This window comes from Tepidicella xavieri, assembly GCF_004363315.1.
Classification (GTDB): Bacteria; Pseudomonadota; Gammaproteobacteria; order Burkholderiales; family Burkholderiaceae_C; genus Tepidicella; species Tepidicella xavieri.
Map to the genome: position 1 here is coordinate 136,845 of NZ_SNYL01000005.1, position 22,410 is coordinate 159,254.

Annotated in this window: 29 protein-coding genes; 4 read left to right on the forward strand and 25 right to left on the reverse strand. The window is 70.2% G+C overall.

All coding sequences use genetic code 11. The features are described 5' to 3' along the window. Position 1: 1 nt before the first annotated feature. The 19 genes from DFR43_RS05955 to DFR43_RS06040 form a co-directional block, all read right to left on the reverse strand. Complete coding sequence (locus tag DFR43_RS05955; RefSeq protein WP_133596639.1) at positions 2-1,561, reverse strand: hypothetical protein; 1,560 nt, start codon at positions 1,559-1,561, stop codon at positions 2-4. Then, a complete protein-coding gene (locus tag DFR43_RS05960) occupies positions 1,558-2,613 on the reverse strand; it encodes a hypothetical protein (RefSeq protein ID WP_133596641.1) in 1,056 nt (351 codons plus the stop codon). Before DFR43_RS05960 ends, DFR43_RS05955 begins: the two co-directional genes overlap by 4 nt. 3 nt (positions 2,614-2,616) lie before the next feature. Beyond that, positions 2,617-5,316, reverse strand: a complete 2,700-nt coding sequence (locus DFR43_RS05965; RefSeq protein WP_133596643.1) for a sbcc family protein — start codon at positions 5,314-5,316, stop codon at positions 2,617-2,619. After that, positions 5,316-5,957, reverse strand: a complete 642-nt coding sequence (locus DFR43_RS05970) for a DUF6441 family protein (protein WP_133596645.1) — start codon at positions 5,955-5,957, stop codon at positions 5,316-5,318. The genes DFR43_RS05965 and DFR43_RS05970 overlap by 1 nt, the downstream gene beginning before the upstream one ends. Then, complete coding sequence (locus DFR43_RS13615; protein WP_164499708.1) at positions 5,954-6,118, reverse strand: hypothetical protein; 165 nt, start codon at positions 6,116-6,118, stop codon at positions 5,954-5,956. Before DFR43_RS13615 ends, DFR43_RS05970 begins: the two co-directional genes overlap by 4 nt. Further along, complete coding sequence (locus tag DFR43_RS05975) at positions 6,118-6,546, reverse strand: DUF6631 family protein (RefSeq protein WP_133596647.1); 429 nt, start codon at positions 6,544-6,546, stop codon at positions 6,118-6,120. The genes DFR43_RS13615 and DFR43_RS05975 overlap by 1 nt, the downstream gene beginning before the upstream one ends. Before the next feature lie 10 nt (positions 6,547-6,556). Continuing rightward, on the reverse strand, positions 6,557-7,309 hold the full coding sequence (locus DFR43_RS05980; protein ID WP_133596649.1) for a phage tail tube protein: 753 nt from the start codon (positions 7,307-7,309) through the stop codon (positions 6,557-6,559). A 125-nt stretch (positions 7,310-7,434) separates the two neighbouring features. Further along, positions 7,435-7,650 carry a DUF7210 family protein gene (locus DFR43_RS05985; RefSeq protein ID WP_425471075.1) on the reverse strand — a complete coding sequence of 72 codons (216 nt, stop codon included), beginning with the start codon at positions 7,648-7,650 and terminating at the stop codon, positions 7,435-7,437. Beyond that, positions 7,647-8,072, reverse strand: coding sequence for a hypothetical protein (locus DFR43_RS05990; RefSeq protein WP_133596651.1), 426 nt, complete (start codon positions 8,070-8,072; stop codon positions 7,647-7,649). Before DFR43_RS05990 ends, DFR43_RS05985 begins: the two co-directional genes overlap by 4 nt. After that, a complete protein-coding gene (locus DFR43_RS05995) occupies positions 8,069-8,353 on the reverse strand; it encodes a head-tail joining protein (RefSeq protein WP_133596653.1) in 285 nt (94 codons plus the stop codon). The genes DFR43_RS05990 and DFR43_RS05995 overlap by 4 nt, the downstream gene beginning before the upstream one ends. Before the next feature lie 13 nt (positions 8,354-8,366). Continuing rightward, a complete protein-coding gene (locus tag DFR43_RS06000) occupies positions 8,367-9,368 on the reverse strand; it encodes a major capsid protein (RefSeq protein WP_133596655.1) in 1,002 nt (333 codons plus the stop codon). A 66-nt stretch (positions 9,369-9,434) separates the two neighbouring features. Continuing rightward, a complete protein-coding gene (locus tag DFR43_RS06005) occupies positions 9,435-9,812 on the reverse strand; it encodes a head decoration protein (protein ID WP_133596657.1) in 378 nt (125 codons plus the stop codon). Between the two features lie 3 nt (positions 9,813-9,815). Further along, positions 9,816-11,039: a S49 family peptidase gene (locus DFR43_RS06010; RefSeq protein ID WP_133596659.1), complete on the reverse strand. Its 1,224-nt coding sequence runs from the start codon at positions 11,037-11,039 to the stop codon at positions 9,816-9,818. Positions 11,040-11,043: 4 nt separating this feature from the next. Continuing rightward, positions 11,044-12,522 (reverse strand): phage portal protein, encoded by a 1,479-nt coding sequence (locus DFR43_RS06015; protein ID WP_133596661.1) that lies wholly within the window; start codon positions 12,520-12,522, stop codon positions 11,044-11,046. Then, entirely contained in the window at positions 12,522-12,743 is a 222-nt protein-coding gene (locus tag DFR43_RS06020; RefSeq protein ID WP_019562384.1) for a phage head-tail joining protein, read from the reverse strand. Before DFR43_RS06020 ends, DFR43_RS06015 begins: the two co-directional genes overlap by 1 nt. Then, complete coding sequence (locus DFR43_RS06025; RefSeq protein ID WP_133596663.1) at positions 12,743-13,135, reverse strand: hypothetical protein; 393 nt, start codon at positions 13,133-13,135, stop codon at positions 12,743-12,745. Before DFR43_RS06025 ends, DFR43_RS06020 begins: the two co-directional genes overlap by 1 nt. Then, complete coding sequence (locus DFR43_RS06030; protein ID WP_133596665.1) at positions 13,135-13,626, reverse strand: hypothetical protein; 492 nt, start codon at positions 13,624-13,626, stop codon at positions 13,135-13,137. The genes DFR43_RS06025 and DFR43_RS06030 overlap by 1 nt, the downstream gene beginning before the upstream one ends. A gap of 36 nt (positions 13,627-13,662) precedes the next feature. After that, the gene (locus DFR43_RS06035) at positions 13,663-15,636 is read right to left on the reverse strand and encodes a phage terminase large subunit family protein (RefSeq protein ID WP_133596667.1); all 1,974 of its coding nucleotides are present in this window, start codon (positions 15,634-15,636) and stop codon (positions 13,663-13,665) included. 73 nt (positions 15,637-15,709) lie between these two features. Next, positions 15,710-16,240 (reverse strand): hypothetical protein, encoded by a 531-nt coding sequence (locus DFR43_RS06040; RefSeq protein ID WP_019562352.1) that lies wholly within the window; start codon positions 16,238-16,240, stop codon positions 15,710-15,712. Between the two features lie 120 nt (positions 16,241-16,360). On the opposite strand from DFR43_RS06040, the gene DFR43_RS06045 reads away from it, so the two are divergent. The 4 genes from DFR43_RS06045 (at position 16,361) to DFR43_RS06060 (ending at position 18,083) form a co-directional block, all read left to right on the forward strand. Further along, a complete protein-coding gene (locus DFR43_RS06045) occupies positions 16,361-16,627 on the forward strand; it encodes a hypothetical protein (protein WP_123770450.1) in 267 nt (88 codons plus the stop codon). Positions 16,628-16,720: 93 nt separating this feature from the next. Beyond that, a complete protein-coding gene (locus DFR43_RS06050; protein ID WP_123770449.1) occupies positions 16,721-16,966 on the forward strand; it encodes a hypothetical protein in 246 nt (81 codons plus the stop codon). A gap of 34 nt (positions 16,967-17,000) precedes the next feature. Then, positions 17,001-17,588: a DUF3489 domain-containing protein gene (locus DFR43_RS06055; protein ID WP_133596669.1), complete on the forward strand. Its 588-nt coding sequence runs from the start codon at positions 17,001-17,003 to the stop codon at positions 17,586-17,588. Positions 17,589-17,714: 126 nt separating this feature from the next. Next, complete coding sequence (locus DFR43_RS06060) at positions 17,715-18,083, forward strand: hypothetical protein (protein WP_133596672.1); 369 nt, start codon at positions 17,715-17,717, stop codon at positions 18,081-18,083. On the opposite strand, the gene DFR43_RS06065 is transcribed toward DFR43_RS06060, so the two are convergent. From DFR43_RS06065 to DFR43_RS06090, 6 genes are all read right to left on the reverse strand, one after another. Then, positions 18,047-19,312 (reverse strand): site-specific DNA-methyltransferase, encoded by a 1,266-nt coding sequence (locus DFR43_RS06065; protein WP_133596674.1) that lies wholly within the window; start codon positions 19,310-19,312, stop codon positions 18,047-18,049. The genes DFR43_RS06060 and DFR43_RS06065 overlap by 37 nt on opposite strands. Further along, the gene (locus DFR43_RS06070; RefSeq protein ID WP_133596737.1) at positions 19,309-20,730 is read right to left on the reverse strand and encodes a site-specific DNA-methyltransferase; all 1,422 of its coding nucleotides are present in this window, start codon (positions 20,728-20,730) and stop codon (positions 19,309-19,311) included. Before DFR43_RS06070 ends, DFR43_RS06065 begins: the two co-directional genes overlap by 4 nt. Positions 20,731-21,097: 367 nt before the next feature. Beyond that, complete coding sequence (locus DFR43_RS06075; protein WP_055424142.1) at positions 21,098-21,421, reverse strand: helix-turn-helix domain-containing protein; 324 nt, start codon at positions 21,419-21,421, stop codon at positions 21,098-21,100. Next, positions 21,405-21,788 (reverse strand): type II toxin-antitoxin system RelE/ParE family toxin, encoded by a 384-nt coding sequence (locus tag DFR43_RS06080; RefSeq protein ID WP_072756620.1) that lies wholly within the window; start codon positions 21,786-21,788, stop codon positions 21,405-21,407. Before DFR43_RS06080 ends, DFR43_RS06075 begins: the two co-directional genes overlap by 17 nt. Next, the gene (locus DFR43_RS06085) at positions 21,788-22,207 is read right to left on the reverse strand and encodes a DUF6362 family protein (RefSeq protein ID WP_133596676.1); all 420 of its coding nucleotides are present in this window, start codon (positions 22,205-22,207) and stop codon (positions 21,788-21,790) included. The genes DFR43_RS06080 and DFR43_RS06085 overlap by 1 nt, the downstream gene beginning before the upstream one ends. Then, positions 22,200-22,409, reverse strand: coding sequence for a hypothetical protein (locus DFR43_RS06090; protein WP_054284883.1), 210 nt, complete (start codon positions 22,407-22,409; stop codon positions 22,200-22,202). The genes DFR43_RS06085 and DFR43_RS06090 overlap by 8 nt, the downstream gene beginning before the upstream one ends. Between the last annotated feature and the right edge of the window lies 1 nt (position 22,410).

Below are 22,410 nucleotides of genomic sequence, written 5' to 3' on the forward strand. Positions count from 1 at the left end.
GTCAGGACGGGGTGTACGTGATGAGATCGTTGCCGCGCGGCTCGGGCAGCCGGCGCAGGGTCAGGGGCATCTCGACCAGCGTGGGGCTGTGCCAGTACAGATCGACGGCGTCGTGGTCGAGCCGGCAGCGGGCCAGGCGCAGGACGCGGCTGCCGGCGGGCACCGCGGCGTCGAGGCCGGAGCGCAGGACCAGCACGCCGCCTTCATCTCGGTGGAGCGCGCCGGTGAGGACGGCCTGGCGCGTGCCGTCGGGGTGCAGGATCAACGCGGCGGCCGAGCGGTGCCAGAAGGCGGCGCCGGCCTCGGCGTTCACGCGCAGGTACCCGGCCTCGACCTCGGCCTCGGCCTGCACGCGCAACACCGGCGCCAGACCGTCGGGCAGCCAACAGGCACCGAGCCGCCCTTGGGCGCGGTACAGCCGCGCGCGCCAGCGGGCGATGTCTTCACGCCCGGCCGCCAGAAACCGGCGCTGAAAGGTGCTCGTCGGCCACGGGTCGTCACGGCGGACCCACGCGTCGGCCGGCGAGAGGTCCTGCCGGGTGAGCACGCCCTGCGCCGTGACGCTGGGATCATCGCGCCAGTTGCCGTCGGGCCAGACGGGCAGGCCGTCGAGCCAGGGGTCGTCGAGCAGGCCATCTATCGGCAGCGGCTCGAAGGCCACCTGCGCGGTGACGCTGCCGGCATCGAGGCCGGGCACCCACTGCGCGAACTCGGCCGGCTCCAGCGCGACGCCCTCGACCAGGGGAGCGACGGTCGCGCCCGCGGGGACGGCCCGCGCCAGCGGCTCGGTGAGCCAGAGCCGCTCGGGCTCCACCTCGGCGAGCGCCAGCGCCTGCCAGCCGTCCGGGGCCATCAGCAGCGCGAAGCGACGATCCGCAGGCCAGTGCAGGCCGTCGTGCTCCAGGTACGGTCTGGCCGATGCATGGGTGAAGCCCGCCGCCTCCACTGGCGTCACGGCCAGCGCCAGCGCGCCCCTGTGCGCCGCCGTGGTCAGCCTCGCCATATGCTGCGGCAGCGGCCACCAGGCGAGCCGGCCCAGATGGTCGGCCAGCCAGTCGGCCACCAGCGCGTCGCTCGCGCGCCCGTGGCCCACGTGGTAGGTCAGGAAGCGCCGCGGCACGCGCCGCAGCCCTTGCCGCGCCTCGTTGCCCGAGGCGAGCCGCACTACGCCGGTCGCCCATTGCAGGCGCTCGATGAGGGGCTCGGCCCAGTCGTGACGGAAGGCGAACACCCCGCGTGGAGCCTCGGGCCAGGGCGTCTCGCCGAAGGCCTCCATCGCTTCTGCGACCATCGCCGCCGCGGCGGTATCACGGCGCAACACCTCGACGAGCAAGGCGGCGGCGTGCAGCGGCGGCGCGGGCTCGGCCAGCGTCTCGGCCCACAGCGTCGAGAGATGGGGGGTCGGCAGCGGCTGGGCCGAGGTCTCGGCGAAGGCGGTGACGGCGAGCGCCCCGAAGGCCGCGCGCGAGATCGCCTCGGCACGCTGTTCGACCACCTGCGCCATCGCAGCGGGTTGGGCGGCGGCCTCTGCAAGAGCCTCGGTCAACACACGCTCGGTCATGCCGACTCCAGCCCGAACTCGGCGGCGTTGAAGGCGCCTTCCGTCCACGGCACGTTGCCGTTCGGGTTGCGCTCGAACAGCGCCGTGTGCCAGGCCAGTTGCTCTTGCAGATGGATGTCGGCGCTCACCGCCGTCTGCGCACCGCTCGCCACGATCCCGCGCACGCGGCCGGTGCCCGCATCCGTCTTGCGCGCGAGCAGGGTCACCTGCACGCCGTGGATCGCCGGGGTGGTCATCGCGGGCAGCGCCTCGACGTCGAAGGTCTGGCGCAGGCCGGCGGTGGCCGCGCGGATGGCCGTGGCTTCGTCGCCGTCGCTCACCGCGGCCCAAGCGGGCAGCCCCAAGGGCTCGACCGTCCATTGGTTCAGCGCCCCAGGCGCTTGCGGCTTCAAGGCATCGACCCGCACGTCGCCGAGGAAGGTGTTGTTGATCGTGCCCAAGGTGTCGGCGATGTAGAGGTCGTCCACGTCGACGGTGACCGGGCAGGCTTGGCCCGGCACGGCCCCCACAAAAGCAGTCAGCAGTTGCCCGCCGTTCTGGACGGTGTCCTGCGACCACAGGTCGATCGCGAGCACACCGTTCGCGCGCACCTTCACCGTGCCGTTGGCCGTGCCCTGCACGACCTGCAGTTCGACGTAGTGCCAGCCGCGCGCAGCGGCGGTGGCCACCGAGGTCGAGATCAACTGGTCCCAGTAGCCCCTGCGATACAGCCGCAAGCGCCCGTCATTGCCGATCGTGACGAGGTGCGTCACCTGCGCGGTAGTGTCGCGCACGCCGAGCAGCACCGGCTCCTCGCCGGTGTTCTCGAACGGCGCCACGCGCAGTGCCGCGCCCACGATGAGGCTGGTGCGCCCGGTCTCCAGGTTCTTCACATACCCGCCGCCGGCGCCTGCGGGCAGGCGCAAGGCGTAGGACGAGGGTCGCCGGCCGGGGATGCGCGTGGCCTGCGGCGACAGATACGCCGCCTTGCCGCGCGCGAGCCACGGGTCGCCGAAGGGGTCGAGTGCCTGCGGGTCGTAGTGATCGAAGCCGTCGATGAAGATCAAGGCCATGGCTTACCCCTGGAGCGCCGCGCGCACCGCGCGCGCGTTGCGCCCGATGATGTTGAGGATCACCCGCTCGCCGGCGGGGGTCTGCAGGTGGTCGTGGGTGACGCCCGGGTCGATGGTGTTGACGATGCGCACGGCCTGGCTGACCTGCGGCGCGGCCGGCTGCACCTGGACCTGGGGCACGAGTCCCCCGGCGGCCAGGGCCAGACGCCGCCCGTCCCACACCGGCGGGGCGGACAAATCGTTGAGGGCATCGAGGAAGGCCACGCCGACACGCCGGACCGCCGCCGCACGCACCACGTATTCGCCGGCCGACAGCCGCGCCGGGATCGAATCCGAGGTCGCCGTGCCGGGACCCGTGACGAAGCCGCCGGCCGCGAACTTCTTGATCCCGCCCAGCAAGGCCATGACGGCCGCCACCATCGCCGCCATCGCGGCGATGGCCAGCGCCGGCCCGGCGATGGGGATGGAGGCCTGCGAGGCCGCCGCGACCGCGCCGGCCTGGGCCGCGTCCATCGACACCTTGGCGGTGGTCTCGGCAGACTTCTGCGCCACCGACTGGGCCGCCGCCGCTTGCTCGATGGCCTGCTCCTGCTGGAGGAAGCCGAGCTTGAGCGCGAGCATGCGCGCCTGCATCGCCACCCACTGCTGGAAGGGCTGGATCACCATCTGTTGCAGGAAGGCGTCGGCCACCTGGCGGAACAGGTTGGACAAGGCCTCACGAAAGCTTTGCGCACCGGTGACCATGCCCTGCAAGGCGGTGCCGAAGCCCTCGCCGATGCGGTTCCACAGCGGCGCGAGTTCGTCGGCGACCAGCCGCGTGCGCTCCAGTTCGTTGCGCCAGGCGGCCACGCGATTGACCGCCTCCGGTCCGATCGCCTGCGCGGCCTGCTGCATCGCGGGCAGCAGGCGCTGCATCTCGGCCGCAGATTGCTGCTGCAAGGCGACGATCTGCCTGCGCGCCTGGGCTTCGGTGAGCAGCCCGGCCTGCTGCTGGATCTGGATCGCCTCCTGGGCATTGCGCAGCCGCTCGGTGACGAGCCGCCACTCCTGTTCCAGCCGGGCGAGGTTGGCCTGGGCGGCCTTCACGTCGATGAGCCGGTCGATCAGCGCCACGCCCGCGGCGTCGTTCTCGGCCGCCAGGCGTGCGCGAAGATCCCGGACGCTGCGCTCGATCGCGGCGCGCCGGTCTTCCGCCGTGTCGGTGCCGGTGAGCTGGGCGAGTTCCTCGCGCGCCTGGGCCAGCGCATCGGCCAGTTCCCGCTCGGCCTGGGCGGCGGCGCGGGCGTTGGCGACCTCGATGTCGGCGCGGCGGTCGTTGAGGACGATGAGGTCGGCCTCGAGCTTGGCGATCTCCGCTTTGGCGCGCAGTCGGTCCGATTCTGATGCGCGCGGGTTGGTCGCGACGGCTTGGCTAGCGGCGAGTTCCTGCCGGCGGCGGGCGATCTCGGCGTCGAGTTCGCGCTGCTCCAGCGCAGTCTTGCGGCCGTGGTAGTCGCGCACCGACAGCAGCCGGTCTTCCAGTGCTTGATCGAGCGCGCGCTGTTGGCGCTCGAGGCCGTCTTTGAGCAGGGCGAACTCGGCGTCCATCTGCGCCTTGCGCAGGGCCGCCAGGGCGCTGGCGGCCTCGCGGGCCTGGCCCGGAGCCGTGAGCCGTTGCAGCAGCGCCGGGTCGGCCTGGATGCGCGGCGCCTGGACCTCGATGGGCTTGGGGTCGAAGAGGCTGTCCCGGAACTCGGCCAGTTCGTCCAGCCGCCGCACGAGGCTGCCCTTGAGTTCGGCGATGATGGCCTTGGCCCCGGCGGTGTTGCCGCGCAGGGCCTCGACCGCCGCCGCGACACCAGCGCCGATCGCCTCGCCGAGTGCGACGAAGGCCTTGCCGACCGTGGCGGCACCCAGCGCCAGGGTCTTGAGCACCAACACCACGCCATCCAGGATCGCGCGCAAGCTGCCGCCCTGCTTGGCCGACTCGACCATCCCGCCGGCCAACTCGTTCATGGCCGGCAGGAACGCCTCGATCACCCGGTTGGCCAGACTCGTCGCGGCGAGCCGCAGCTTGGCCAGCGAGTCGTTGAACACCTCGGCCTGCGCGGCGGTGTCGCCGCCGATCTGCACGCCGAGCGCTTCCATCTCGCCGGTCAGGGCCGCGATGCCTTCGCGTCCCTGGTTCAGGAAGGGGATGAGTTCGGCGCCGCTCTTGCCGAAGAGCTGCACCGCCAGCGCCGACTTCTGCGCGCCGTCGGGCATGGCCTTGAAACGGTCGGCCAGATCGAGCAGCACCGCATCGGTCGCGCGCAGCGTGCCGTCCTGGTTCCTGAACTCGACGCCGAGGGCGGTAAAGCGCCGGGCGGACTCCTCCGAGCCCGTGGCCGCCTCGAACATCGTGGTGGCGAGCTTCTTGAGCCCCGTCTCGAAGGTCTGCGCCGAGACACCGGACAGTTCGGCCGCCGGCACCAGGGTGGACAGAGCCTCCACCGTGATGCCTACGCGCTGGGAGAGCTTGTTGAGGGCATCGGCCGAGTCCAGCGCCGACCTGACCATCGCGGCCAAGCCCGCCGCCGACAACGCGACGCCGAGCCCGGCGAGCACGCCGTTGACCCGGCGTGCGGCGTCGGCCAAACCGCCGAGGTTGCGCTGGATCGAGCCGAAGGCCGCGCGTGTCTCGTCGACGGCGCGGATGAGGATCTGGGCTCGCTCGGTTGCCATTAGAGTTTGTCCAATTCACGCCCGATCGCGGCAGCGAGCTTGGGCAAGGCGCCTTGCACGCCTGCTGCGAGATCGAACCGGCGCTTCAGATCCACCCGCCGCACCAGCACGGCGATGGGGATCTCCTGGCCGCGCTGCAGGCGCTTGACGCCGCTGCGCTCGCGCTCGGCGCGCTTGAAGCGGTTGAGCTGTGCGGTGTTCTCCCGGATGTTCTCGGCCATCAGCAGCACGCGGCCGTTCTTCTCGACGAAGAAGGCGTTGCCCGAGCGCATCAGGCCGTCGATGACCTGACGGAAGCGCTTGGGGCCGATCCGTCCCGGTAGCAGCGGGATCAGCATCCGGCCCGCCACCGTGCCGCCGTGCGTGTGAATACCGAGCCAGGGGATTCGACTTCCCACCCACAGGGCGGGCAGCCGTTCGGGCTTCTGATCGAACACCTTGGCCTGCAGCGAGGCGACGAAGCTCGCGCGCCGGACCTGGAAGGCGCTGCGCATCTGGGCGCGGGCGGCCTCGCGCACGTCACGGCCGCCCGAGACCATCCCTTTGGCGACGGCGGCATGGATCGCCCGCCGGCGTTCGGCGCTCCAGGCGGAGAGCTTCCTTGGATCGAGCAGTCCGGAGGTGGCCAGCGTCAGTTTCATGGCCGCACGTCCTCCCACAACTCGCGCTGCAGCCGCTCGATCGCCGCCCGGTCGCCCTGGGCCGCCACCGCGTGCAAGGCCAGCCGCAAGGCGTTCTGCCTACCTTCCAGCCGACCGTGGGCGGCCAGCAACCCGCGCACTTGCGCGAGCGTGTAGCCCATCACCTCGGCGTGGCGGTGGCCGGCGGCGACGAGCCGGGCGACGGCATCGTCCCAGCCGAGAGGATCGGCGCCAACCGTTCGCCCGAGCGCGCGATGCTCGGCGCCACGCGCCGCACGAAAAAATCCGCGTTCACCTCGAACACGGCACAGGCCAAGGTGACGGCCTCGTCGAGCGCCAGCCCCTCGATCCAGGCGCGCTCGCGCCGGGTGGCGAGCGCGAGCAGTTCCAGCACCGCCTCGCCGTGTCGGGCGAGCAGCGCGAGCCAATCCGGCTCGGCCGAGAGGTCGGCGGCGATGGGTCGCACCGCGGCGAGGATCCGCGGCAACTCTCCCAAGCGGATCGGCGTGAGTTCCACTGCGGCGCCCGCCACCGTGACCACCTGGGGCACGGGCGGAAAGGTCTGGAAGTCGGTGCGCGTGTGGGTCATCGCCATCCCCTTACAAGAGCACGAGACGGCCGAACTGGCCCAGTTCGCCGTCGGTGGGTTTGGAGAGATCCGCCAGCACCTGGCCGGAGAGTTCGAACTTCAGTAGTTCGTCGGTGATGATCGAGAGCTCCTTGGCCGGGTTGATCGCCACGCGATAGAGGTCGATCACCACCTCGCGGTTGGCGTCGGCGGTGTTGAGGCCCTCGAAGCGGATCCAGCGCTCGGGCAGCGGCCGGGTGAACATCGCCGTGCTCTGCGCGGCACCAAAGGCGTAATCCACGGTGAAGGGCTCGACATAGGGGCCGCCGGTCGTGGCGTCGAGGATCAGCACCGAGCCGTGCCGGGCGTGCACCTGGTACTGCGTCGCCGGCAGGGGCTTGGGCGGGCTGCTGCCGTCCTGGATCTGCACCGCCGAGACGTTCTGGTGCGCGAGCGGATAGAGGCTGCCCGCGGTGACCGGGTTGGGCAGCGCCTCGCCCGTGACCGTGCCCGGTGCCACCGTGGTCGAGTGGCCGTAGAGGGCGAGCGCGAGGTTGCCGCTGCTCAGTTCCTCCAGCGTGCAGGCGAACTCGCCCTTCTTGGTCTTGATGAGCTGCAGGTCGGTCAGGCGCTGGCCGGACTGCGCCTCCTGGTGTTCCAGCGTCTCCACCGACAGCGACACCTTCAGTTCCGGCACGTTGCCGACGAAGGTGAGGCCGGCCGGATTGCCAGCCGAGTCGCGCGCGCCGATGTAGACGCGTCCCTGTCCAGAAAAGTAAGCCATTGCCGTGCCTCCTCAGCGATCGGCGATGTGTCCGGACAACGCGCCGTGTCGGCGCGTTGCGGCGAAGGCTAATGCCCGCGTAGCGGGCGTTAAGCGAAGCGGCCGAAGCCAGAAGTAGGCCATGGTCAGTCTCCCGTGGAGGTTGCCGCGGCGGCGGGACCGTCACGGCGCGAGGGTTTGAGGGATGGCGCCGGGGAGTCCGGCGTGACGAGCCGGGCCACGCCCCGGGCGATCAGCCAGCGGGCGCTGGCCTCGGGCAGGTCCAGCCGCGCGCCGGCGCTCAAGCGCCGACCGGCGTGGGTGTGGGCTTGGAGCAGTTCGATGTGCATTGGATGGGTCATCCCGGGGTCGTGAGGTCGGTCAGCGTGGTGCGGTAGCGGATCTCGTAGCGCGCCGGCAGCATCACCGTGCCGGCATCGAGGTCGTCGGCGTCCCAGTCGGCGTCGAGCTCGCGCACCGCGAGCGCCAGGCCGCCCAGGTTCGGGTCCGCGAGCACGGCGGCGTGGGCGGCGACGATCAGCCGGTCGGCCGCGTCGAAGGCGTCCGTGCCGCGCGCGAGCGCGACCAGGCGCACGGTGAGCGAGCGGTCCACCAGCCGGTTGGCATGCGCGGTGAGGGCGTCGCCCTCGACGAAGACGAGCAAGGCCGGGCCGGCCTCGCGGGGCAGCGGTGTGGCCGGCTGGCGCAGCACGGGTGCCGGGGCCAGGGCCGCCTTGAGCCGATCGATCAGGAGGCGCAGCAGGCGCTCGCGCACCGAGTTCATGGCAGCCTCGCAAGCTGGGCCCGGCACTCGCGGCCGTCGCCGAGCGCTCGCACCTCGCGCACGCGGTAGGGCTCGCCGGCGATGGTGACCACGTCGCCCGGGGCGAGCGCGAGGCGCGAGGCCGCGTACTCGATCTCGAAGTCGCGCGCCAGCGCCAGGCCGTCGAGCACCGTCTCGTCCGGCGCGCGGAACGCACAGTGCACGGTGGCGGCGCCCACCACGACGGGCGTCAAGAGCCCCGCGCGCTCGGCGGCGTCGTACAGATCCTCCACACGGACCATCGGACAGGCACCCTCAGACGGTGAGCTTCACCAGCACGCCGGGCCGGTGGCACATCGGCAGCGGGTTGCTCTGGGTGTGCAGATCGGTGCCGCGGTCGAACTTGCGCGGCTCCTGCTTGGCGTAGAGCGGCTGGCCCAGGGTGTTCACGGTCTCGTTGAAGTCGGCCGGGGCGAAGTAAGTGGCGAAGGTGTCCACCGTCCCCAGCGGAAAGGCGTGGGCCTCGCCCGCGGCGATGAAGCGGCGCGCGTTGCCGTCGGCGTCGGTGGCCTGGCCGCGGTACTCCTCGAAGGTGATGCCGGCGTAGGTGAAGCCGCGCCGCACGTCGTTGATGAGGACTGCGCCCTGCTGCCAGTTCTCGAAGGCCTTCTCGACCTTGGCGTGGCCGGTCAGCGCCGCGAAGAACTCAGGCGAGCACAGGCAATGCACGCCGGTCATGAACTCGCCTTTGAGGTTGTCCTCGATCGCGGCCAGGACCGACAGGCATTTCGCCTTCACGTTGGTGCCGGCGTTGCCGAGGTCGAAGGCAACGACCTGCGGGGTGAGGCCGAACTCGGTGAACAGGTCGTAGATCGTGCTGCCGTCGGCGTCCAGGATCTGGCCCTTGAGCGCCCCCATGCGCAGGTGTTCGAGGGTGATCGCGTGCTTGTTGCGCATGGTCTCCAGGTGCCGCGCCAGCACGCCCGCGACGGCCTCAACTTCCGCCTCCGAGCCGAAGGCCCGGATGCCCTGGACCTCCTCGGGCAGCACCACGTCGTCGTGCGGGATGTGCGGGACGACGAAGGAACGCAGCCGGCGCTGGCCGCGTTCGCCCACCGTGCCGGGCGAGCCGGGCGGCCGGGTGGGCAGCAGGTTCAGGCGCCCGGCGTACTCCTCGATGACGACCTGGCGCGTGCGCACGGGCTTGGCCGGAAACAGGTTCAAGGCTTCCAGCCGCCCGTAGCGGTTGGGGATGAGGTTGATGGCCGCCGTGAGGCTCGCCATCGAGAAGCCGGGGGAATCGAAGGGGTTGAGCATCGGGAGACTCCAGAAACGACGAACCCGCCGAATGGCGGGTCGTCCGAGGTGTGGGGAGGGGCGGAATCAGGCGCTGTCGCGCACCACGATGCCGCGCGCTTCGAGCTGTGCGATCGCAGCGAGCTGCTGCGCGGTGGTGATCCCCGCGGGCCAGACCAGCGCGTTTCGCGCGACGATGGCGTGGCGGGCGATCAGGATCGCGTCCTCCCGGTCGATCAGCGTCGCATCGACGGCCAGCGCGAGCACGCCCAGGGCGACTTCGCTGCCGTCGCCGGCCGCGGGGTCGAGGGCCTTGAGCTTGCTTGTGGCCGTCTCGCGGCCGACCACGGCGCCGAGCGGCAGGTTCTGCCCGGCCGCCACGGTCGCCCGCTCGCGCGAGTACAGATTCGGCGCCTCGTACTTCAGCAGGTCGCCGAGGGTGGGGGCTTGGGTGAGCGTGGGCATGGTTCACTCCCGGGTCACGAGTTTCTTCACGGCGGCGACCACGGGCGAGGCGGCCGGATCGGCGCCGGGGGCGGCCCAGTCCTGGGGCGCGTGGGTCGAGCGCACGGCCGACTCCATGCTGTGGGCGGCGCGCGCCTCGATCAGGGCGCGGCGCACCTCGGCTTCGGTGCGGCCGGCGGCGATGAACTCGGCGGCACGCTCGGGGCAGCCGGCGATCAGACACAGTTGCGCGATCGCTTGCGCGGACTGCGCCACTTCGCGGCGGGCCTCGGCCACCAGGGCGGCGGCCTCATCCACACCGAGCGTTTCGGACGGGGTGTCGGTCATGGTGGGGGTTCCTCGGAAAACGGTCGCCTTCCCGGTCGGGGCTTGGCGCGGCGGGGAAGACGGACGCCGCGCGGCAGAAAGATGTCGGTCGAACTCGGCGAGCACCGCGGCCAGCGTCGCCACCCCGTCGGCCAGCCCCGTCTCGACGGCCTGCGGGCCGAAGAAGAGCGCGGCTTCGGTCGCGCGCACCACGTCCTCGGACAGGCCGCGCATCGCCGCCACGTGCGCGACGAAGAGCGCGTGGAGCCGGTCCACCTCGGCCTGCAGCGCCGCGCGGGCGGCATCGTGTAGCGGCTCGTGCGGCGAGTAGTCGTTCTTGCGCTCGCCCGCGGTGACCGCGGTGTAGCGCAAGCCGTCCCGGGCGTCCTTGACCGACTGGTCGACGTGCAGCGCGATCACCCCGATCGAGCCCACGCCGCCGGTCTCGGTGACGAAGAGCCGATCGGCGGCGCAGCCGATGGCGTAGGCCGCGGAGAAGGCGGCGTCGTTGGCCACGGCCCAGACGGGCTTCACGGCGGCCGCCTCGCGCACGCGGCGGGCGAGCTCGAAGCACCCGCCGGTCTCGCCGCCGGGCGAATCGATGTCGAGCACGATGCCGGCGACCATCGGGTCGCCAAGGGCTGCCTCCAGCCGCGCGCCGATGTCGGCGTAGCTCATCAGTCCCGAAGCCGCCTCCAGCCCCAGGGTGCGCTTGACCAGGGTGCCGTGGATCGGCAGGACCGCGATCGAGCTTGACGGAAACGCCGGAGGGGTCGGGGCCCTCGGCAGCGGCGGCGCGAGTTCGACGTCCGGCGCGGTGAGATGGAGGCGCTCGGAGAGCACCGCGAGGATCACGTCGAGCTTGGCGCGCTGGACGAGCAAGGGCGTCCCGAACAGGCGGGCGGCGAGGTGGGGCAGCATCGGTTCAGTCCTGAAGTTCGGTGTCGGGCGCGGGTGTCGGCGCCGGCGTCGATGCTTGGTCGTGCCGCGGATCCGAGTCGAACACCAGCCCCAGCTCATCGGCGCGCCGATTGTCCGCCGCGATCTCGCGGTCGATGTCTTCGGCGTCGTAGCCGTAGGCCGAGATGGCTTCGGAGCGGCTCATCAGCCCGGCGCGGATCGCGAGCTTGAGCGCGTTGAACTCCTTGAGCGGATCGACCCACTGCCAGCCCTGCGGGATCCACTTCGCGGCCAGATACGCGCGCCGGCGGCGCGCGAAGCCGGGCAGGTTCAGCGCGCCTTCCAGCACCGCCTGCTCCATCCAGGCCCGCCACACCGGGCGACAGAGCTGGTGCACGATCACCCCGTGCTGGAGGGCCTCGCAGCGGCGGCGGAACTCGAGCAATCCCGCGCGGATGCTGGAGTAGTTCACCTGCGTGAGATCACCGGTGAGCATCTCGTAGGTGATGCCCATGGCGGCGGCCACGGCCCGGAACTGCTGGCGCATGAACTCGGCGTAGGAGCTGCCGACATCGGCTGGCGCGGAGAACTTGATGTCCTCGCCCGGCTCCAGGATCTGCAAGGTGCCGGGTTCCAGCCCGGCGAGTGCCGCACCCTGGGCGTCCGGCAGCCCTTCGCCCATCAGGGTGTCCTCGGGCGCGAGCCGCGTGATGAAGCCGGCGAACATCGCCGCGGTCTTCTTGCGCACCAGTTCCGCGTCGTCGTACTGGTCGAGTTCGTGCAGCTTCACCAGGGCCCGCGCAAGCCACGGCTCGCCGCGGATCTGCCCCGGGCGCAGCGGGCGGAACAGGTGGATGACCTCGTCCGCCGGCACGCGCACGGTCTCCATGCCGCCCGTGCCGGACATCGGCGCCAGACTCCCGTCCCCGGGGTGCGAGCGGGTGAGGTGATAGGCCACCCGCCGCCCGAGCCGGTCAAACTCGATGCCGGCGCGGATCACGTTGCCTGAAGGCAGGTCGCGGTTGAGCGTCGTCGGCAGGTGTTCGGGCTCGAGCACCTGCAGCTGCAGACCCACCGGCAGACCGTCCTCCGGGCGGCGCCAGCGCAGGCGCACCAGCGCCTCGCCGCCTTCGAGCATCGCGCGGCAGGCGAGCGCCTGCAGGCCGTAGAAGTCGGTCAAGCCCGCCGCATCGGCCTCCTCCACCCAGTCCCACCACAACGCGTGGATGGCCTCGCGCACGGCCGCATCCGTCACCATGCTCTGCGGCTTGATGCCGGTGCCGATGGCATTCGCCACGAAGGCCTCGATGCCCGCGGCCGCCCAGGCGTTGCGCCGGGCGAGATCGCGGCTCTTGGCGCGCAGCTCGCCCTGGGTGTAGGCGAGTGCCGCGACCGCCCCGGGATTGCCGACCTGCCAGGCGACGGCCCGGCGGCCGCCGCCCACGCCGTCGTAGGTGGGGCTCGTGCCGAGCAGCCGGCGCTTGAGGGTATGCCACCAGCCCATCACGTCCCCTTGGTCGTGTGAAGGCGGATCTGCCGCGGCGCGCCGGGCCACAGCCCCGTGGCCACGGCCTGCTCGAAGAGCTCGCGTTTCACCTGGCGAATAGCAGCTTGCAGTTCCTCCACGCTGCGGTACTCGACCGTCTTGTCGCCGAAGCTGACGCGCTTCTCGCCCTTGGCGAGTGCGGCTTGCAGGGCGTCCAGGTCGGCTTGGGTGTAGGCCATCAGCGGTACACCGTGAGGTTGATTTCGAAGGAATCGGAAAACGACGCTGAGGTCGTCGCGCAACTGATGTCGACGAACTGGGCGGTCTTCTGGTCGGTGCTGGATCGCACGATGGCCATGCGCTGTGTGCCTCTGTCGGTGCTACTGCGGGCAAGCGCCGTCCAGCAATAGTTGGCGTCGGGCATGGCATTGGCGAAGGTCACGCGGTAGCGCCCTGCGGCCAGCCGCGTGACCGAGGCGACGTTGTGCGCGGCGCGTACGACGACCTGGTTGCCCACAAACCCGAAGCACACCCAGGCCCGCGCCAGCCCGGGGTGGCCGGCATCGATCTTGGTCTTGACCTCCAGGCCGATGCGGCCGGCCAAGGCGCCGATGCGCGAGGCCAGGCTCATCAGACCAGGGCCCCTTCGAAGATCGCGACGAAGTCGGTGTCGGTGTCGCCCACGTCGGCCGCGGCCACGGCGCCGATGTTGCTGCGCGCCTGGGCGGCTTCAGCGGCGGTGAGGGTCTGCGCCGCGTCGAAGCGCACGCGGTGGTTCACCGCAGTGAGCAAGGCGTCCAGGCCGCTGGTGCCGTCTTGCAGCAGCTGCTGGATCTCCAGCAGCGTGTCATAGGCGGCATCGGCCCCGCCCAGGATCTCGGCCTTGAGCACCTCCAGCAGCGTGACGATCTTGCTCGACGAGTAGGTGCTGCTCGTGGCGACCTGGGTGTCGTCGATCGCCCCCGAGGCCTGCAGCGCGGCCTTCAGCTCGTTGATGGCCGCCACCAGACTGGACTTGTCGGTGGTGGTGAGGTGGGCGAGATTGCCGGCCTTGGCGCGGACGTCGTTGAACTCCTGCGCGACGCGCAGGACGAGGCTTTCGATGCGGGTGGCCAGGGACATGGGTTCTCCTTCGGGGTTCGGGACGGCCGGCGGGGATCAGCGCAGCCAGGGGCTGCGGATGACACGCCGGCCGGGGTGGCGGTTCGTAGAAGTAGCGAGGCCACCGCTGGGGGTGGCCTCGGAAGGTCGTTCGATTAGCGACTCGGGCTCGCCGGCCGGCGGCAACCCCAGTTGCCGCTCCAGTTCGCGCCAATGGCGCTCCTCGAAACGGTCCAGCCCCACGGCACTGGCCGCGGCGCGGGCATACACGTAGCAGTCCAGCGCCTCGTTGCGCTCGCGCACCTTCTGCCACTCCCGCACCGGAAAGCCATTCCTGTCGCGGCGGGTGATCAGCTGCTCGGCGCAGAGCTGCTGGAGGAACTCGGCGTCGATCTTGGGCAGGTGGACGAAACCGGCCGGGTAGGTCACCGTCACGCCGTCGTCGGCCACCTCCGCGCTCTGGCGCAGGTGGTTGTAGAACTCGAGTTTGGCGAGCCCCGCCGCGACCGCATACACCTTGATGCCCCGGCGCAGCTTCTTGCCCGCCTGCGAGACATCGACCGCCGTCGGTGTGCCGATCAGGGCTGCGCCGCCCATCGAACCCGTCCGCACGCCCTTGACCGCCATGACCCGCGCGTCGCGGCAGGCGCGCACGAAGGCGTAGGCCTCCTGCGTGGCAAAGCCGGTGTCCAGCGCCAAGCGGGCCAGCGGCATGGCCGCGCCCGAGGCGTGGGTCCAAGTCTCGGCGAGCATCCCGGTCAGCGCCTTCCACACCGCATCGCGCGCGGTGTCGCCCATCAGCACCCGGTGTTCGATGAGCCAACACTCCTTGCCACGCCCGAAGGCCCAGACCGAGACCTCGATGCGGTCCTTCTGCACGTCGGCGCCAGCGGTGAGCAGCAGGCCGCCGGCGGGAATGGTGCCGATGGCATAGTCCTCGCGGCGCTCCAGCAGGCGTTGCCAGTCGGGCGCTTCGCCCTCTTCGACCCAGGTCTCGCCGAGCTCGGTGTTCTTGAAAGTCTTGATGGCAGCGGCCGATCGCGACTCTTTACTGACGGCGGCTTCCCACGCAGCGGCGATCTCGCACCAGGCGCGCCAGCCCAGCGGGCTGTACAGCGACGACAGATGAAACCCCGCCGTCTTGCCCGCGCCTTCCGCCGTCGCGCGCCACTCGCCGTGCTCCAGCATCCAGGTCTTGTGGTGCTCGGCGATCGCCGTCTCGCACGATTCGCAGACGTAGGCCGCCGTCTCGGGCCGGCCCTTCTCCCAACGCAGTTGCTCGAAACGCAGCCACTGCCGGTGCGAGCAATGCGGGCAGGGCACGAAGTAGCGGCGCTGGTCGCTGGCCTCGTACTCACGCTCGATGGCCGAGGCGCCCGCGATCGTCGGCGTCGAGACGATGAAGATCTTGCGCCGCGCAAAGGTGCGCGTGCGCGCCTCAGCGAGCGAGATCGCATCGCCCTCCCCCTCGACGTCGAGCGGGTAGGCGTCCACCTCGTCGAGAAAGAGATAGCGCACCGGCATCGAGCGCAGGCCCACCGCGCTGTTCGCGCCAGTCATCACCAGCACGCCGCCACGAAACTCCTTGGCGAGGATGGTGTTGCCCGAGTCGCGCGAACGCGCCGGAGCGATGAGTTCGCAGAGCACCGGCGACTCCTCGATCAGCGGGTCGATGCGCTGCTTGGAGTTGCGCTTGGCCATCTCCACGGTGGGCCACACCGCCATCATCGGCCCGGGGGCGTGGTGGATCACGTAGCCGATCCAGTTCGAGCCGGTCTCGGTCGCGCCCACCTGCGCGCCCTTCATGAACACCACGCGCTCGATGGGCGAGGTCGGCGACAGGCAGTCCATGATCGCCTTGAGGTAAGGCGTGCGGCTGGTGCGCCAGCGCCCCGGCTCGCTCGAGGCCTTGCTCGACAGCACCCGGTGACGGTCGGCCCATTCGGAGACGGTGAGCAGCGGGTCCGGCGTGAGGCCCTCGCGCCAAGCGCGCTCGATGACGTCCCAGCCCTCATAGGCGAACTCGTCCATCACAAATTCGTCGGGAACGAATTTGGACGCGCGCCAGCGCGCCCGGCAGGGTGAAACACAGGGATGTGTTTCATCAATCGACCCGAACCTTGAGTTCCCCGAGCTCGGCGAGGTGCTCGCGCACGGCGGCATCCAGGGCCACGTGCAGGGTGTGAGCCTCCACGCCGAGCCGGGCCGCCATCTGCGCCGAGATCCGCGCCGGCCAGTTGAGCCAGGCGTCGCGCTCCGTACGGGCGAGCTTGAACACATGCGCGATGGCCTGGTGGCGATCGACCAGTTCGCCCTTGAGGCGGGCCAGCCGCACCTTGTTGGTCTGCGCCTTGACCACCTCGTTGACCGTGCGCGCCTGCACGAGCGTGGTGCCGCCTGCGGGCAGGCCGGTGGCGAGGTTGGGGGCCGGATCCTCCGCCACCCGCACCTTCACGGTCCGGGAGCCCGTTCCCGCCTTCGGCGGCTCGGAGTTCCGGGTCCAGTCGCGGTCGGCCCGGTCTGGGTCGATGGTGCCGTCCGCCTCGGGCGTGATGCGCCCGGTGCGGATGGCCTTGTGCACGGCGGTGTCCGATACCCCACGGTGGCGGGCGTAGGCGCGAATCGAGATGCCCATGGCCCTTTTCGATCAAGTCATCGTCAGTTCTTGGCCAACACCCGCAGAAAACGCTTGGCTTCACGGGCGAGAAGCGCGTTCATCACGTCACCCCGAACCACCCGATCGAAAGGACGCCCGATGAACCCCCACATCCCCGACCTTCTCGCCACCAAGCTCGCCGAGGCCGCCCTGACCGTGCTGGTGCGCACTTGCCGCAAGGAGGTGGCCGCCGCCAGCCGCGACGAGCTCGAAGCCGCCTGCGCCGCGATGCGCGCCAAGGCCCGGCCGGTCATCGACCGCTTGTTTGACGACGCAAGGGCTGCGCCCTGGGTCGGCGAGATGGCCTTCCACGCCGCCGCGCTCGAACTGGCGCAGGCCGGCATCGCGGTGTTGCGCAAGGTCTGACGAGCAATGCGAAGCCAAGCAAGAACGCTTGGCTTCTCACGCGAACAGCGCGTTCATCACCTCACCCGATCACCACGCACCAAGGAGCAGACCATGACCCTGCGCATCCGCCAACCCCAGGTCACCGACACCAACGGCAACGCCCTCGGCACCCGCCTGATCCGAATCGAGTTCGACGAGCAAGGCCCAACGACCGTGATGCACGACGGCCAGCGTTACGACTTCACCGGCAAGACCGGCACCCACCTCAAAACCGGCTTGGCGGTGCGCGAGATGGCCACCGCGCGCGATGCGCGCCTGTGGATCAGCCTCGATGGCGAGCACCTCTGGGAAGACTGACTCGCGCCGATCCATCCCTATCCAGGAGCAGACCATGAGCACCATCACCCTGACCCCCGCCCAGCACGCGATCCTGGCCCATGCGCTCGAGCACAGCGACGGCCGAATCGACTGGTTCCCCGAGCACATCCAAGGCGGTGCCCGCCGCAAGGTGCTCGACGGCCTGGCCAACCGCGCCCTGATCGCCCGCCAGGGCGAGGTCTGGGTCGTTGCCGACGCAGGCTACGAGGCCTTGGGCGTGCCGCGCCCGGGTGCCCGCACCGCCCCGCGCCAGTCCTTCGTTGCGAAACTCGATGCGGTGATCGCCCGGGCCGAGCAGGCGCAGACGGCGCGCGACGAGGCCGACCTGGAGGCGGCGGTGAACGCCGCCGAAGCGGCCTGGGCGCAGGATGCGCATCGCAGCGCCGAGCCGCGCCGCCCCCGCGCCGACAGCAAGCAGGCGCAGGTGATCGCGATGCTGCAGCGTCCCGAAGGCGCCACCCTCCGCCAGATCATGGACAGCACCGGCTGGCAGGCGCACACGGTGCGCGGCACCTTGGCCGGGGCGCTGAAGAAGAAACTGGGCCTGACGATCGTCTCCGAGAGATCCCCGGGCGGCGAGCGCGTCTACCGGATTCGCTGACTGTCAAAGGCGCGGCCTAAAGCCGCGCCGTTTCCCAAAGGAATCAATCAACGATCTGATGCTTGGCTTCTCGATCGAACAGCGCGTTCATACGGGTGTCGCCACCCCAACCCGCAGGAGCAACCCATGACCACGACCCAGCCCATCCCCGCCACCCGCAACGACGCCTGGGGCTTTTACGGCACGATGAACGAACACGCCGACGCCGCCTGGCCCATCACGATGACCACGATCTCGCAGGCCACCGGCCAGACCCTTGAGGCAGTGCGAGCCTTCCTCGACAGCCGTCACGGCCGCCACTTCGCGGACGCAGTCCTCACCCACCTGCATGCGGGCCAGACCCTCCACGACGCGATCGACGCCGCCACCCGGCAGTGGATGGGATGGACCATCGGCCGCCAGACCAGCAAGGACTACGGCATCCCGCGCGGGCTGCCTTATCTGACCGGGTTCGTGATTCACTGCGCGATCGCCGACGAGTCGCTCGCCGCCTGATCGAAGGCCACGCCGTCGGCCTCGCGGGTGGCTTGCTGGCCGGTGAAGTCCTGCCAACGGCGCACGATCACGTCCGCATACTTCGGGTCGAGCTCGATCAGCCGCGCCACGCGCCCGGCCTTCTCGGCGGCGATCAAGGTCGTGCCCGAGCCGCCGAAGGGGTCGAGCACCACGTCGCCGGGGCGGCTGGAGTTGCGGATGGCACGCTCGACCAGTTCCACCGGCTTCATCGTCGGGTGCAGGTCGTTCTTCTGCGGCTTGTTGAAGTGCCACACGTCGCCTTGGTCGCGGTCGCCGCACCAGTGACGCTCGCCACCCTCCGGCCAGCCGTAGAGGATCGGCTCGTACTGGCGCTGGTAGTCCGAGCGGCCCAGCGTGAAGGTGTTCTTGGCCCAGATGATGAAGGTCGACCAGTGCCCGCCGGCGGCGCGGAAGGCCGCTTGCAGCGTGTCCAGTTCGCTGGAGGACATGGCGATGTAGATCGCGCCGCGGGTGTGCGCCATGATCAGCGCCAGCGCATCAAAGAGGAAATCGTAGAAGCCTTCGCCCAGCGCATCGTTGAGGATGGGGCGGTGTTTGCCGCGCAGCTTGTCCTTGGCGCTGTTGGCGTAGTTCACGTTGTAGGGCGGATCGGTGAAGACCATGTCCGCCCGCTCGCCGTCCGGGAACAGCTGCGCGTAGGCCTCGGCGGTGGTCGCGTCCCCGCAGACCAGCCGGTGCGGCCCGAGCCGCCAGACGTCGCCCGGCCGAGACACCGGCTCTTCCGGCATCTCCGGGATGGCATCGTCCTCCGTCCGGCCCTCGATCTGGGGTTCCTCATCGGCCAGCAGTTCTGCCAGTGCATCGGCGTCGAATCCGGTGAGATCGAGATCGAAGCCATCGTCCTGCAGCGCCTCCAGTTCGATGCGCAGCAGGGCATCGTCCCAGGTCGCGAGTTTCGCGAGCCGGTTGTCCGCGAGCACCAGGGCGCGGCGCTGGGTCGGCGTGAGGTGGTCGAGCACGACCACCGGCACGGTGGGCAGGCCCAGCTTGCGCGCGGCGGCAAGCCGCCCATGGCCCGCGACCAGCACACCGTCGGCGCCGGTGAGAATGGGATTGACGAAGCCGAACTCCGCGATGGAGGCCGCGATCTGGGCGATCTGCGCGTCCGAGTGCTGACGTGCGTTGCGGGCGTAAGGGATGAGCTTGTCGATGGGCCAGTGCTCGATGCGCTCGGCGAGCCAGCTCATGCGGCCGCCTCCGCCGTCTCGCCCAAGCGCTCGGCAGTAACCTCAGCGAAGGGCTGGCCGGTGGTCGCGAGCACCGGCTCCATGCCCGGGTGGTGCTGCAACCACCGGCGCAGCGCGACGTCCACGTACTCTGGAGCGAGTTCGATGGCGCGTACCGGGCGGTCGGTGTGTTGCCCGGCCAGCAGCGTGGTGCCCGAGCCCGCGAACGGCTCGAAGACGATCTCGCCCACGTCGGTGTAGGCCTCGATGAAGAACTTCGGCAGGCCCAGCGGGAATACGGCCGGATGATCGATGCCTTCACCGATGCGGCCGCGCTGGCGCGTCACCTCGACGACCGAGTCCGGGATGCGGAACGCCTGCGTGGGCTGTCCGGCATGGTTCCAGGCGCCGACCTTGCCGTCCTTGCCGCGCATCGCGGTGGACGATCCGTCGGCGCGCAGGTGCGTCTCGTGCCCGGCCCACTTGCAGGGCACGATCTTGTTCGGCTTGCGCGAGCGTCGGTTGAAGTGGAAGACGAACTCGTGCCGGGGCGCCAGCCGCCCGGCCCAGTCGCCGGGCACGGTCACCGACTGGTCCCACACGTACCAGCCAAAGCGCCGCCAGCCCTGGGTGCGCATCCATTCGATCCAGCCGTCCCAGTACGGCTGCCACTCGTTGTCGCGATGCACGAGCCCGAGGTTGACCAGGAGTTGCGCGTCCTCGCGCAGTGCCGCGCGGGCAGCGCCGAACACGCCCTGCATCAACGCGTCCCAGTCGGAGATGCCGCCGGTGGTGTAGTCGCGCTGGTTGGCATACGGTGGGCTGGTGAAGAGCAGATGCGCCCGCTCGCCCTCGAGGAGGCGCGCGACGGCGGCCGCGTCGCGGCTGTCGGCGCAGAGCAGTCGGTGTTCACCGAGCAGCCACAGATCGCCGGGGCGCGTGACCACCACCGTGGGCGGTGTGACGTCGTCCTCGTCCGGGTCGCGGACCAAAGCACTCGTGTCCTCTTCGGCGGACGGTTCCGTCTTCTCGATGGCGTCGAGCAGGCCTTCGATCTCGGAGGCCGAAAAGCCGGTCAGGTCCAGATCGAAGCCGGCGTCGGCCAGTTCGGCGAACTCCAGCGCCAACATCGCCTGGTCCCAGCCGGCGTCGAGTGCGAGCCGGTTGTCGGCGATCACGTAGGCGCGCTTCTGCGCAGGCGTCAGGTGCGCAAGCTCGATCACCGGCACCTCGGCGAGCCCCAGCTTGCGCGCGGCCAGCAGCCGGCCGTGACCGGCGATCACACCGTGCTCGCCATCGACCAGGATCGGGTTGGTCCAGCCGAACTCGGCGATGCTGGCGGCGATGCGCGCGATCTGCTCGTCGCTGTGCGTGCGCGGATTGCGGGCGTAGGGGATCAGCGTCTCGACCTTGCGGTACGTGACGGCGAGCGTGTCCAGAATCGGTGCCTCGGAAACGAAGAAGCCCGCCGACGGCGGACCGTGGGCGGGCTGGGGGTGTCGGGGAGAAGGTCTCGGGCTGGAGGGCTGCAAACCGCAAACCCTGCAAACCTCGGTTTGCACCCTGACGGTGGCGAAGCGCCGCGCTCGCGCCCCCCGCATGGCTGGGTCGCCAGGAAGGACCCGTGAATGCCCGGGCGGCTTCCTCGACCGTCACCGCTGTCCAGAAGTTAGCCGAGATACTACCCCTGATCGGCCTGCTTTGTTGCACCCCTGAACGACCCCGGATTTGCATCCAGTCCGAAACTGTCTGTCAGCGCGCCCTGCGTTCATCAACGTTGCGCATGGGTTTGGAAGAGCTACCCCATCAGAGCACCGCCTCCAGCCCCTTGCGTTCGATGAGGTCGAGCAGCTTCTGCGAGGGACCGCTGGGCTTCTTGTCGCCCACTTCCCACTTGCGCACGGTCGAGACGCTGGTGTTGAGGACCGATGCCAGCACGGCCTGACTCAAGTGCAGGCGTTCGCGCAAGGCGCGCACTTTCTCAGCGTCGTATTCATGCACCGGCTCCAGGCACAGCGCGTCGTACTTGCGCATCTTGCGCTTGTCGATGAAGCCCAGGCGATGCAGGTCGCGCGCCGTTTCGTGAACGGCTTCGAGCAGGCGGCTCTTGGACTTAGGCTCGTTTGTCATGGCAAATCTCCTGCAATGTTCCGTCGGCAACGGATTCATCCAACTGGCGCGCGGGACGGGCCAGCAGATCGGCGGCCAGATCCTGCAGCGCTTCCAGTTCCTCGTCATCGATGTTGGCCCGCTCGTTTTTCTCGAAGCCGTAGACGAAGAACCAGCGATCGCCCTTGTTGGTGGCGATCAAGGTGCGCGCGCCACCACGCTTGCCGCGGCCAGCCAAGCCCACGCGCTTTTTCACCACGCCACCGCCCAGGTCGGCATCGATGAGGCCCGCGGCCATCTCCTCGACCGCTTGACACAACCCGGCGTCTGTCAGTTCGGTCTTGCGCATCCAACGAGCGAAGTGGCGCGTCTTGAAGACTCTTCTCATTAGTGAAGTATGCCACTTAGTGGCACCATGTGTCGAGAAGTTCCTTGCTCTCCGTTCAGACGGTCGGCCACGATCGAGAGCGCCCGCTGCCACCGCCGCCAGGCGGTGGTCCGGTCGCAGCCAAAGCGGGCGCAGATGTCGCGCCAGCGGTGGCGCTCGGCGCGCATCCACACGAGATGCCGTTCCTCTTCCTCCAGCCACAAGACCCAGCGCATGGTCTCGAGCATGCGCTCGATGGCCTCGAGGCTGGGTGGGAAGCGCCGGATCGTCGGCTCGGCCCCCAGCGTCTCCCAGGGCATGCGCCGGATCGCCGGCCAGGTGTTGAAGTAGCCCTGCACGCGCACGGACGGCAAGCGGTGGGCGGTGATGGCCGCCTCCCGGAAGCGTTCGGCCACACGCTCGACGGTCCACTCAGCCATGGCGCGCCTCCCGTGCGCCGTAGAGCCGCTCGCCGATTCGGCGGATCAGCTCGCGTTCCATCCCATCGAGCCGGTCGTCCTCCAGGGAGACGACGAGCAGGCGTTGCTCGCGCCAGCCGCGGCGCTTGACGGCTTCCACGTCCATCGGCTCGGGCTGCAGGCGCCCCAGCGGGCAGCGGTAGCGAGGGGTCGGGATGTCCATC